The organism is Flavobacterium odoriferum, assembly GCF_025499515.1.
In the GTDB taxonomy this organism is placed as follows: Bacteria; Bacteroidota; Bacteroidia; order Flavobacteriales; family Flavobacteriaceae; genus Flavobacterium; species Flavobacterium odoriferum.
The window spans coordinates 216,779-229,908 of the sequence record NZ_JAMKFA010000005.1; the positions used below are offsets into that span (position 1 = coordinate 216,779).

The following is a 13,130-nucleotide window of genomic DNA, read 5'->3' on the forward strand; positions in this document are numbered from 1 at the left end:
TTATAGGTGGGCTTTAAGGATTTCCTCTAAGGAAGCATTATTTGAAGGAAAAGAACTCATACTTTCTAAACTATCTCTTTTTTTAACAAACAAATAATGGTTTGTATGATCTCCTCTTTCGTGTCCCTTACCATCGCCATCATGAGTATCGTGACCAGCACTATCTTCGTTACCATAAATAGACCCTTCGAATTTCGCGAAATCGTATTCTTTAATAGAACCGTTTTCTGTCATAATTGAGATTTTTTCTTTTTTCATATTGAAATGTTTTTTAAACTAAGGCTAATTTATAGAAAAAAAAATTATTCGCAAAATATTTTTGACTTCATACAAGACCAAACTCCGTATTTACAAAGTGAATCTAATTAGATAAACACATACAATGGAGAAATTGAAACACTGTATTCGCAAGTAAAGAGCACCTATCTATAACAGCCGTTTCACGAAATTGCGGGGTTTGGGATTTATCAGAATTGTTACTTTTTTGAAAGTAAAATATGTCTATATTTGTAAATGAAAGTGCTGAAAATCAGCAACTTCTTTAAGCAGCAAAACTTCGATGAAATAAAATAATGGAAAGTTATAAAAGGATAATACATGAAGTAGCTACAAAAACTTCAATTCAAAATGAAGATATATTTGATTATGAACATTCACCTTTAAAAGATGAATTTGATACTACATTTGAATTTTATTATGAAGCTCTTTTAAACAATGCACATTATGGAATAGAACCGAGCTTACTATTTTTTAAGAATGACACTTCAATAAATGCTGCTGCAGGTCTTAATAATGGACACTACATTATCTATATTCACATGGGTACTATTTTGGGTTTAATAAACCGTTTTAAACAAAAATCAGACTTGTTGAATAATTGTGATGTTGATGACTACATAGAATTTGAAAATTCTCTTGATATTCCAATAAATGAACTTATGTATCAAAATGCAATGCATTATACATTTTACCACGAAATGGCGCATTTAATTCAAAAATCAGACTTATTAGAACAAACACTGTATGAATCCTCTAATAATGAAAATGATTTTTCGATAAAAAAACATCTTTTAGAATTAGACGCTGACCAATTTAGTTCTTTATGTATAGGAGCTCATACATTACAATATGTGAAAAAAATCTGGGGAACAGAGTTAACAAATGAGCAATTAGAAAAGACTTTGATATTAATTTGTAGTTCTGCTCTTTTCTACATACTTTCCTTTGAAACCAATAAACTTGAAATTTATTATAAAGAGAATAGTCATCCGCATCCTGTAATAAGAATAACATGTATTGTATTTCATATTGTGGGCTATGTTAGTCAAGCACTCGACAAAGAGGGCTATAATATTGAATTAAATATTAAAAATATTGTAAATAAATGTCTTGACTTTTCAAATAAACTTGCAGTAAAAAAATTCGATGTAAATCTGATTGAAGATTATAAAGTGATTATAGGTAGAGAAGCTATAAATATTACAGAATATCTTAAAGAAATGAGAGAATTAGAAGAGAAAGATATGACGCTGGCGGCATACAAATGGAATATAATTGCAGAACAAATGAATACCAAATAATTACGTCTCCTAACAGCGGTTTAGCACAATAACTACATTTACAATAAATAACACATTTGATTTTCAGCTGAAAAATCTTATCTTAGCAAGAAAAAAATCGTTCAAGCAGCCGCTACTGTGCCAAGCTGCGGAACGTTAGCCGTATTTTTTTTTAAGAAACTTCTAAATATGATAAACTACCGAGAATTACCTGAAGATGGAATTCGATTTGAGCAATTAATTCGTGAGATATTCATTAGAGAAAATTACCAAACATCTTGGACAGGTATTGGTCCAGATGGTGGTAGAGATTTAATTATTATTGAAAATTTATCTGGAACTCTTTCTACAAAGGAAAGAAAATGGATTATCAGTTGCAAGCATTTTGCAAATGCAGGAAAAAATGGAAGAGCAGTTGGCACTGATGATTTGAAAAATATTGTTTCAGACTGCCAAGCAATTAATGCAGAAGGATATATCTTAGCCTGTTCAACATATCCATCCTCATCAGTTGTAAAACGTTTAGAAGAAATCGAATCAAATCATAAAATAATTACTAAGATTTGGGACGGTATAGAAATCGAAAAAAGGCTTTTAAATCCAAATACATTTGGATTAATACACACTTTTTTCCCTGTCAGTTCCTTAGAATATAAATGGAAAATTTATAATGAATTTTCACCTTCATTTTGGTCTGCTAATTATAAGGACTACTTTTTCTATTTGAGTTCTAGAGATGCAAATATTTATCCCAATCTCACCGGAATTGAAACGATTGTAAATCTCATAGAAAAGATTGATATAAACTCTGAAAGGAAAGTCGATGAAGAAAACCATTTACTTTGCCCAAGATCAATTCATTATGACGATAAGCATTGTACTCATATGATTTATTTAGATTATTTAATGCCTTATCATACAAAAAAAGAAACAATAATAAGACCTAGTGAAATTCGACAAATGTTATTTGAAAAATTCTCAGATGACGATCATGAGTTCATTAATGTTCCTGATTGGGATATACGTTACGTAGAAGTGAGTTTTGGTAGTGATCATTTTCATAAAAACCACAAAAAATATTATGAACCTTATGTTCAAAACTATACAACTGGAAGTCCAAGGGGGAAATTATATTTCGGATATGAATTCTGAAAAACTACGGCTAACAGCGGTTTTATAAAATGGCTGGCGCCTGTTCATAAAAGGAAGAGTCAGTGTTAGCACTTTAGTGCTAATTTTTCTCGTTTTTTCTTTCTAACATTTCGGTATATTTGTAAACATCAGTAATAAAAATCCCAAACTTCGCAAAGCCTCAAAAAGTTACAAGCTATACTAAGAAAAACCAAAAATAAGAACTAAAATATGGCAAATTACGATTTCCAAAATTTGTTATCACCTTTAGATTTTGAACATTTAGTAAGAGATTTACTTTCAAAAGATTTAGGAATTGAATTATCTGCGTTTACTGAAGGAAAAGACGGTGGAATTGATTTAAGACATTCTACCAATAAATCAAAATCATTAATTGTTCAATGTAAAAGAGTAAAAAACTTATCCAAAGAAGATATAGATAAAGAGTTTATAAAAATAAATAAAATAAACCCTAAAGAATACTATTTTGTATGTTCTAAAGAATTGAGCGTCGAAATGTTTGATTATATTAAATTAGTGTTCAAACAATGGATGAATAATGACGATAAATATATTTATACAAGAAGTAAATTAAATAACCTATTAGACTCGAATTTAGACATCCATCAAAAAAATTACAAATTATGGTTAAATTCTTCGACAATATTCAACACTTTAATCAATCAACCTCTTTTTCAAAGGGCAAAATCTTTAATTGGTGATATAAAGAAAGATAATGTCTATTATGTTAAAAATGATAGTTTGAACAAAGCATTTGAAATACTTAACAACAATCAATTTATTATAATAAGTGGAATTCCAGGAATAGGTAAAAGTACTTTAGCGAAACTAATTTTATGGGAATATCTACAAAAAGGATTTGAAGTTATCGAAATAAGAAAAGTAATTGAATGTGAACAAATTTTAATTGAAGATTCTGAAAACAATCAAGTGTTTTATTATGATGATTTTTTAGGTGAAAACTTTTTAAAATATGATGTTATTGAAGGTAGGTCTAATGATTTAGTACAATTAATTAATAGAATAAAAAACAGCAAAAATAAAATCCTTGTGATGACTACAAGAGAATATATTTTGAATCAAGCAAAAGAAGTATATGAAAAATTAGATTCTTCTGAATTAAATTTAGCTAAACAAACTCTTGATTTATCTTCTTACAGTAAAAGAATAAAATCATTAATTTTATATAATCATCTTTTTTACTCAAACATTTCAAACGAGTATATAAAATCAATTATAGAATCTGAAACATATAAAGACATAATAAATCATAAAAATTATAGTCCTAGAATAATTGAACAATTGACAATTAAATTAAATAATGTTTCTGTTGAAGATTATCCAAAAGAGTTCATTAATAGTCTTGATAAACCATTTGGAATTTGGAATAAAGCATTTAACTCTCAAATATCAAAAGGTTCACAGACTACTCTTTTTTTATTAATGTCAATTTCAGGACCAATTCTTCTTTCCGATTTAAGAATTGCAATGAATAATGCTTATAATTTAACTAAACAAATCGGTCTAGACTTTAGACCATTTGATTTTCAAAATTACTTAAAAGAATTAGAAAACAGTTTTATAAAAATAAGCATTACTGATAAAAATAATCATTACATTGATTTTTTAAATCCTTCAATAAAGGATTTTATGCTATCACTTATTAAAGATGATATTCAAGTTATCAAACTATTAATTAGTTCAAGTTTATTTTACAACCAATTTGCATACACAACACGTTATCTTGCAGAAAATTTTCATGAAAATCTCGAAATTACAGAAAATATAGATAAGGCGATTTTAGCCAATTTTGATAATTTTTATAATCCTTCAAAAATTTACTCAACAGAGAAAGAAAACATTATTACAATTAATGTTATACAAAAAATTGATGGATTAAAATATTACTTACAACACACTAAAAATCAAGATGTAATTTCTTTGTTTATAGATAAATTTAAAACAATTAATTTACGCTCACTATTCTACAATGATGAGAAAAAATATATTGAGTTTTATTTAGACCATATTGATCTAATTGATATTGAATTTGAATCTATTTTAGACCAAGTCATTGAAAATATTAGTTGGTACGATGGAGTCAAAAATCTATTCATTTTAAGAGACTATAACAAATCATTATTTGAAAAATTTGTAAGTAATAATCTAGACCGCTACAATAATAAAATAAAAGATTCAATTATTAAAGAAATAGAATTTATTGATAGTAAAGATGGATTAGATTATTTTAAATCAATACTCTCTGTTGACTTTAATTTATCAAAGTATACAATTCCAATAGAAGAATTTGAAACTTATTTTGAAGAAAAAGAAACTAAAATAATAGAATTAGAAAAAACTAATGAAGATTCAAAAAATATAAATGTAGAAATTGAAAAGATAGTCGAAAAAATAGATGAAGAGTTTGACGAAGATTCAATTTTCAAAATGGAAATGTTTGAAAAAGAATAAAAAAAAGATGGCAACAAGCGTTTCTCGCAATTGCGAGTTTTGAGGTAAGTTCACCTTCACATTTTGCCAGAATTTTTATCTTTAACAGAAAATAATTCGTTCCGAACTTCGCCACTTCTTGAAGACGCTTAAATTTAGTGGCAACCATGAATCAACTCCATGATAAAATTATGAATACTGAAAAAGAAAAATTAGATAGAATGATAAATCGTCCAGGCGAAATAGTTATGGAAGACTTAATTCAACAAGCTTTTCATATTTTTTCCAACAAATTAGCATATGGAGGCATTGTAGCAAAAAATGAATTTGCTTTCCAATTTGAGCTTGGATCAATATTAAAAACTTTAGGACAGCTTTATGAGTTTAACTTAAATGATAAATTTCATTTAGAATTTGAAACTACCATAATCCTTGAGGAAGAATTTGTTAAAAGCAATTCTAAAAAAGCTAGAATTGATATTCTAATCATTTATCAACTGGGTGGTAAAACTACAAAGACAGCTATTGAATTAAAGTTCTTTAAAAAAGAAAATCATCGTGAACCAAATAACCGATACGATGTTTTTAAAGATATAGCTAACTTGGAATCATATAAGCGATTTGGAATTGACATTTGCTATTTTCTGCTACTAACAGACCATACTCATTATGTTAATCAACAAAAATATTCAACAGATACAGCTGATTTTGATTTTAGACAAGGGCAAAGATATATGGCAAATACTATTTTATCATATAGAACTCCAAAATCTTATGGTCCAGAAATCTCGTTATCTCAAGATTATGAATTCAAATGGAAAACCTTGAATGACTTATATTTTCTAAAATTAAAAGTTTAATAATAGTAGCCACTAACAGCGTTTTTATAAAATAGCGGCGCTTAATGATTTTTTGGAAAGATTAGTGTTTGCACTTCTCTTCTATTTTTCAACTTTTTCTTTCAAGCTTTTCTTTATATTTGTTGACAATAGTAATAAAAGTTCGCAACTTCATGAAGTTGGCGGGACGTTTTGTACAATACTAAGTAAACCCGTTGAGAACCAAATCTAATTAGCCATATGGAGGAAAAACCAAAAATTGAAAAATCTATTCAGGAACAAATACTTGACAAAATGATTTCAAAGCTAAAGGAGAAAAATTCTTTAGAAGATGATTTTTTGGATGAACTGAGAAAAATTGATTTAACAAAAACTTCAGCAGTAAAAGAAATTCTAACTAAATCATTTAAAAAAGATGAAGATTCAGAAACTGGAAATTAAACATCTTAGAGGAATCACTGATTTAAAAATTGAACCGAAAGGAAAATCATTTGTAGTATATGGTCCTAACGGCTCTGGAAAAAGTGCTGTAATAGATGCCCTAGATTTTCTGTTAACTGGTAAGATTGCTCGTCTTAATGGTGAAGGAACAGAAGGTGTTTCTCTTAAAGAACATGGACCTCATATTGATTCCGTTAGTGACATAGATAAAGTTATTGTTTCTGCAGAAATTATAATTCCAGGCATTCCAGAAGCCATTTTAATGACAAGAAAAATGAAAAAGCCTTCGGAACTGATTTATGATTCAAAATTCGAAATACAGCTAAAACCAATTATCGAACTATTAAATCGCGGACAATATGTTTTTACTAGACGAGAAATACTAAAGCTAATAACAGCTAAATCATCTACAAGATCTCAAGAAATTCAGAAAGTTTTGAAGCTAAGCGAACTCGAAGAAATTAGGACAAATTTAGTAAGAGTATACAATGAAAATAAAAGAGAGTATAAAGCTGCAGAAGACAATGTTAAAAAATCTGAAAACGAAATTAATGCAATAACAGGTCACGAAAAATATAGTGATTCCGAAGTGCTTAAATTTATTAATGAGCAACGTGAAAAACTTGGAGGTAATGAATTAGAAAAACTAAGTATTGATACAATACAAGTTGGAATTACAAGCGTTTCATATAATCCTCTAAGTGTGAACCATGAAAATTTAAGTGAGCGCCTTAACAAACTTAGATATTCAGAAATTCAAAAAAGCAAACCTCAATTAATAGAAACTGAAAAAATAATCAAAACTGCTATTGAAGAGATAAAATTAGATTCACTAGCAAATTGGAATTCTAAACGGCTAAATTTAACCAAAGAAGGTCTATCATTAATTCCCGAAACTGGAGAATGTCCATTGTGTGATACTGAATGGCCAGTGGGTGATTTAGAAAAAATTCTTCAAGACAGAATTGAAACTGTCATCAAAAGACAAAAAGACATAAATGAGAATTCCATTATAATTAAAGAAATTGTTGAATCATTTAAAACTAAAGTTTCACAGTTATTCGAGTTATTGAAGCAAGTCAATACAACTGAATCTTTTTTAGAAAATGAAAAAATCCAAACTGGTATTGTTCATTTCAATGATTTAAAAACTTCTCTTGAAAAACTATCAAAAGCTCTTGAAAACCCAATTAAAGATTTTTCAAATGAGGATTTTAAAACTGATGATGTAAGCAATTTGTTTGTCTTAATTGATAACAAAACAATAATTAAGGATTTTGAAGATTCAATTAAACTTCTATTTCCTGAAGCCACACCAGAACAAAGTGCTTGGGACAATTTGATAAAATTAATTGAGCGTTTAAAAATCTTAGCAGATAATAAAAATAATCTTTTAACTGCACATGCTATTCTTGAAAAGTCAACACTTCTTGTACAAGCATATGTTGAAGCAAGAAATGAAGTTCTAGAAAGTTTATATGATAAAATCAAGGATAGATTTGTTGAACTATATAAGGAAATGCATGGAGATGATGAAATTGACTTTAATGCAACTTTTGTCCCGCAAGATGCGGGTTTAGATTTATCTGTTGATTTTTATGGTCGTGGCTATCATCCACCTCACGCTATGCACAGTGAAGGACATCAGGATAGCATGGGTATATGTCTTTTTTTAGCTCTATCAGAACATTTGAATACTGGTTTGATTGAATTAGTGATTTTAGATGATGTTGTTATGTCTGTTGACACAGGGCATCGAAGAGCTTTTTGTAACGTGTTAACAAAATATTTCCCTAACATTCAATTTATAATTACCACTCATGACACAACTTGGGCAAATCAACTCAAAAGCGCAGGAGTAGTTCCAGGAAAGCAAATGTTAAAATTTTCAAATTGGACTGTTGAAAAAGGACCTTCAATTCATTACGAAGCTGACATGTGGGGAAGAATCCAAAAAGATTTAGACAATGATGATGTTTCTTCAGCAGCTGCTAAACTTCGCAGAGGAATGGAAGAGTTTTCAAGGTATGTTTGCCATAACTTAAAAGCAAGCGTGCCATATTCGCTTGACGATGCTGGCAGTTTGGGAGATCTTTTACCAGCGGCAATTAGTAGATATAAAGATTTAATGGGTAAGGCAAAAGATGCTGCAAATTCATGGAATCAAACAACTATAATTGAAGACTTAAAAAAAATAGATGATGAATCCAAAGCTATAATTTCTAAAACTGGAATCGAACAGTGGAATATCAATAAAGCTGTGCATTATAATGAATGGGCAAATTTTCAGAAACAAGATTTCCAGCCAGTCGTTGATGCATTTAAAGATCTTTATGAAAAAGTGTTTGCCTGTTCTAATTGTCAAGCAGTATTACAAATAACATTTGATGGTTCTAATATCTCAGGAGTGAAATGTAAATGCGGAAATACCAATTGGAATCTAATAAAAAAATAAGCAAAGCACACTACAGCAGTTTTATGAAATGGCAGTGTAATTGCAAAATTCATATTTTTCTTTCGCAAGAAATACTATCTTAGCAGGAATTACTCGGTCACGAAGTCTGCAACTTCATGAAGCAGCGGAACGTTAGAAGAAAACATAAACCAAATTCACGATGACTTTTTTTAATGAATATTCACTAACCGTTACGGGGATTATGTTGGAAATTTTTGGAGCATTTATGCTCACACTTGAGGCGTATGGATCCAAATGGCTGGAAAAACCTATAAAAAAATTTGTACAATTTTCCAATTGGACTGGAAGTAGTTTTATAGCAAGTATAATAATCTCTTTAATTACAATTATTCCATTCATTGCAGCTGGATTCTTGGGCAACAAAATTTGCCAAACATTATTGTTACCTGCCTTAATTTTAGGCCTAATAATTCCAACTCTTTTCGACGATGCGGAAAAGCTTGAAAAATGGGCATCAATAACTTTTAATGACAAAAAAATTGGACCAAAAGGGTTTCTTTTAATTTTAATAGGCAGCATTCTCCAGCTAATTAGCACGATTATTCAAATCAAGTAATTGCTCTTGCCAGCAGCCGTTTCACTCGATGGCTGTTTTTTTTTTCATGTTCACTAAAACGTTTATTTTACCATCAATAAATTTCCCTTTTTTATTGCTCATCCCAATTAAATCAAATAAATTTGAGCAAATCATTTTTTACAAAACCAATACAAAATGTCTGAAGACCAAAAACGAGTATTAGAACAACAACTATGGGGAATTGCTAACCTTTTACGTGGCAAAATTAGTGCAGACGACTACCGTGATTACATTCTAGGATTCATTTTTTACAAATACCTTTCCGAAAAACAATATTTATACGCTAACGATTTATTAGAAGGCGAAGAAGTAACCGATTACGCTAAAGTAACCGACAAAGAAACGCTTCAAGCCATTGAAGAAGAATCGTTATTGAAACTAGGCTATTTCTTAAAGCCAACCGAACTTTTCTCAGTAGTTGCCGCTAAAGGAAACGCCAATACCGAAGTACAAAGCAATTACATCATCGACGATTTAAAAGCCGTTTTAAATCACATTGAGTTGAGTACGATGGGTACCGAAAGCGAAGACGATTTTAATGCGTTGTTCGAAGATTTGGATTTGAATTCTACTAAAATTGGTAGAACACCCGAAGCTCGAAATACGATTATCGTTCAAATTTTAAACCATTTAGACCAAATCGATTTCAAGCTAAAAGACATTGATTCGGATGTTTTGGGTGATGCTTACGAATATTTGATTGCAAAATTTGCCGCTGGTGCTGGAAAAAGTGCTGGCGAATTCTATACACCCCAACAAGTGTCTAAAATTTTAGCACAAATTGTAACTACTGGAAAAACCAAAATCAAATCGGTTTATGATCCTACATGTGGTTCGGGTTCGTTGTTGTTACGTGTGGCAAAAGAAGTGGAAGTAAGTGAGTTTTACGGACAAGAACAAAACCGTACGACCTACAACTTAGCTCGAATGAACATGATTTTACACGATGTCCATTTTCGTGAATTTGACATCAAACATGAAGATACGCTAGAACATCCTAAGCATCTAGACCTACGTTTTGAAGCGGTGGTAGCCAATCCCCCATTTTCGGCACATTGGAAAGGCGATGCTAGTCCGTTGTTTAGTACTGATGAACGTTTTAGCCAATACGGAAAGTTAGCGCCAAAAACCAAAGCCGATTATGCCTTTTTATTACACATGGTGCATCAATTAGCCGATAACGGAATTATGGCAACCGTGGTGCCGCATGGCGTTTTGTTTCGTGGTGCTGCCGAAGGTGTTATTCGTGAATATTTGATTAAAGAATTGAATTATTTGGATGCCGTAATTGGTTTACCTGCTAATATTTTCTACGGAACTTCTATCCCAACCTGTATAATGGTATTTAAAAAATGCCGTGAAGCAAACGATAGCATTTTGTTTATTGATGCCAGTAGTGATGAGAATTTCGTAAAAGAAGGCAACCAAAACATATTGCGCCACCAAGACGTTGAAAAAATAATTGCAACCTACCGCAACCGAACTGCCATTGAAAAATACAGTTACGTTGCAACCCTAGACGAACTAAAAGAAAACGATTACAACCTGAACATTCCTCGTTATGTAGATACGTTTGAAGAAGAGGATGTCATAGATTTAGACTTTGTTGCAACAGAATTGGTACAAATTGCAACCGATTTAAAAACAAATGAAAATACAATTGCAACCTACTGCCACCAATTGAATATTAAAACACCTTTTTAATTATGGAAAAGTTAGTACCAAAACTACGTTTTCCTGAGTTTCAAGGAAATTGGGAAGAAAAAAAATTAAAAAATGTTTCTAATTATTTTAATGGAGGTAGTTTTGAAAATGATGTAAAAGAGGAAGGTAGATATGAGCTTATCACTCTAAAATCTGTTGATATGAGTGGGAATTTAGCGCATTCAAAAAGATATCTTGATATCGAAGTACCAACCTTAAAGAAAGGTACTCTTGTTATGATTTTAAGTGAACAATCACCAGGATTACTTGGTATGACAGCAATAATTTCAGAAGAGAATAAATATGTTCTAAATCAACGAGTTGCAGAGATAAGACCAAAAAGTGATGTTGTAAGTTATTTTTTGTCAATGGCAATTAATCGAAACCAAAAATATTTTAGCAAACATGGTGCAGGAACTAAAGTTCAAAACATTTCAAAACCAAATGTTGAAAATTACACTTTTTTATGTCCCAAACCCGAAGAACAACAAAAAATCGCCACATTTTTAACATCAGTTGATGAACGATTAACGCTTTTAGCCCAACAAAAAGAAAAACTAGAGTTGTATAAAAAAGGCGTTATGCAACAAATTTTCTCCCAAAAACTAAGATTCAAAGATGAAAATGGCAAAGATTATCCAGATTGGGAAGAAAAGAATTTTAATGAAATTATTGAACGAACTTCAACTGGATTAAATCCAAGACAAAATTTTACTTTAGGTAAAGGAAATAATTATTATGTTACAATTAAAAATATTTCTAACGGAAAATTAGACTTTAAAAGTTGTGAAATGATTGATGATGATGCTCTAAAATTGATTAAAAAACGTTCAGATTTATCAAAAAATGATATAATAATGTCTAGTATTGGAAATATTGGTGAGGCTTATTTGTTAAAGGAAGAACCTACAAATTGGAATATAAATGAATCCGTATTTATGATTAGATCAAAAAAAGAAGTTGTCATGCCTTTGTTCATGTATTACATCTTATCAAATGATTATACAAAAAGATATTTTGAAAATAATATGACAGGTAGTTCTTTCAAAAGTATTAAAATTGGTGATTTAAAATTAATGCCTGTTGAAATACCTTGTCTAGAAGAACAACAAAAAATTGCTTCGTTTTTATCGGCAATAGATGTTCAAATTGAGGGTGTTAGCAAGAAAATAGAGCAAACAAAACTGTTTAAAAAAGGGTTGTTGCAGCAAATGTTTGTGTAATGTTAGAAGAACAATTAAATAAAGAAATTTTAAATTGGTGGTATCAATTACCTGAAGTATTTAGAACTAATAAGCCAACATTTATCCATCCTCTAAATAACAAGGCAAAAATTTTATTTGTTGGATTAAATCCTTCTGGAAATACAAACCCAGAAACTGTTATCGAAAATATTAGCAACGAAGACATTCAACAAAAAATTTGTACTGAAATTAAAGCTATTTTTGGAGATGGAACAAAACAAAGAATAGGTCAGTATAAAAGATACTACAAACCAATAACAGATATTGCAGATGATTTAGAATTAGAATTTGAACATTGCGATTTATTTCAAATGAGTTATCAAAATGCTAAAGTTGTAGTAAACGAATTATTTGATTCAAAAAATGAATTAAAACCACAACATAAATCACATCTTTTAGTTTTTGATGAGATATATAAGTTTGTATCTCCAAATATTGTAATTACAAATAATGTAAACACAGCCAATATTCTAAAAAAACATTTAGAATTAAAGTTTGATACCGAAACAGGCTTGTATAAAGATAAAAACAGTATATTTTTTTATTTAAATGGTATTATGTCCTATGGTAGACAAACTAAATTTGACCGTGAGCGATTAATGTGGCAAATAAAAAAAGTTTTATATCTTCACAACCCGAATAAATTTTAGAAAAAGTCTAGTTGCAACAACTAATCATGTAATAAAA

11 protein-coding genes are annotated in these 13,130 nt (G+C 29.8%); 10 read left to right on the forward strand and 1 reads right to left on the reverse strand.

Going from position 1 to position 13,130, the window contains the following annotated elements; translation table 11 throughout:
• Positions 1 to 234, reverse strand: coding sequence for a hypothetical protein (locus tag M9Q43_RS05575; protein WP_262317967.1), 234 nt, complete (start codon positions 232 to 234; stop codon positions 1 to 3).
• A gap of 338 nt (positions 235 to 572) precedes the next feature.
• On the opposite strand from M9Q43_RS05575, the gene M9Q43_RS05580 reads away from it, so the two are divergent.
• The 10 genes from M9Q43_RS05580 (at position 573) to M9Q43_RS05625 (ending at position 13,093) form a co-directional block, all read left to right on the forward strand.
• Positions 573 to 1,580: a hypothetical protein gene (locus M9Q43_RS05580; protein ID WP_262317968.1), complete on the forward strand. Its 1,008-nt coding sequence runs from the start codon at positions 573 to 575 to the stop codon at positions 1,578 to 1,580.
• Positions 1,581 to 1,748: 168 nt separating this feature from the next.
• On the forward strand, positions 1,749 to 2,711 hold the full coding sequence (locus M9Q43_RS05585; protein ID WP_262317969.1) for a restriction endonuclease: 963 nt from the start codon (positions 1,749 to 1,751) through the stop codon (positions 2,709 to 2,711).
• A gap of 210 nt (positions 2,712 to 2,921) precedes the next feature.
• On the forward strand, positions 2,922 to 5,183 hold the full coding sequence (locus M9Q43_RS05590) for a restriction endonuclease (RefSeq protein ID WP_262317970.1): 2,262 nt from the start codon (positions 2,922 to 2,924) through the stop codon (positions 5,181 to 5,183).
• 170 nt (positions 5,184 to 5,353) lie between these two features.
• A complete protein-coding gene (locus M9Q43_RS05595) occupies positions 5,354 to 6,022 on the forward strand; it encodes a hypothetical protein (RefSeq protein ID WP_262317971.1) in 669 nt (222 codons plus the stop codon).
• A gap of 219 nt (positions 6,023 to 6,241) precedes the next feature.
• Positions 6,242 to 6,442 (forward strand): hypothetical protein, encoded by a 201-nt coding sequence (locus M9Q43_RS05600; protein ID WP_262317972.1) that lies wholly within the window; start codon positions 6,242 to 6,244, stop codon positions 6,440 to 6,442.
• Complete coding sequence (locus M9Q43_RS05605; protein ID WP_262317973.1) at positions 6,417 to 8,897, forward strand: AAA family ATPase; 2,481 nt, start codon at positions 6,417 to 6,419, stop codon at positions 8,895 to 8,897. Before M9Q43_RS05600 ends, M9Q43_RS05605 begins: the two co-directional genes overlap by 26 nt.
• Before the next feature lie 160 nt (positions 8,898 to 9,057).
• The gene (locus M9Q43_RS05610; RefSeq protein ID WP_262317974.1) at positions 9,058 to 9,474 is read left to right on the forward strand and encodes a hypothetical protein; all 417 of its coding nucleotides are present in this window, start codon (positions 9,058 to 9,060) and stop codon (positions 9,472 to 9,474) included.
• Between the two features lie 156 nt (positions 9,475 to 9,630).
• Positions 9,631 to 11,199, forward strand: a complete 1,569-nt coding sequence (locus M9Q43_RS05615) for a type I restriction-modification system subunit M (protein WP_262317975.1) — start codon at positions 9,631 to 9,633, stop codon at positions 11,197 to 11,199.
• Between the two features lie 2 nt (positions 11,200 to 11,201).
• Positions 11,202 to 12,422 (forward strand): restriction endonuclease subunit S, encoded by a 1,221-nt coding sequence (locus tag M9Q43_RS05620; RefSeq protein ID WP_262317976.1) that lies wholly within the window; start codon positions 11,202 to 11,204, stop codon positions 12,420 to 12,422.
• On the forward strand, positions 12,422 to 13,093 hold the full coding sequence (locus tag M9Q43_RS05625) for a hypothetical protein (RefSeq protein ID WP_262317977.1): 672 nt from the start codon (positions 12,422 to 12,424) through the stop codon (positions 13,091 to 13,093). The genes M9Q43_RS05620 and M9Q43_RS05625 overlap by 1 nt, the downstream gene beginning before the upstream one ends.
• Positions 13,094 to 13,130 lie beyond the last annotated feature (37 nt).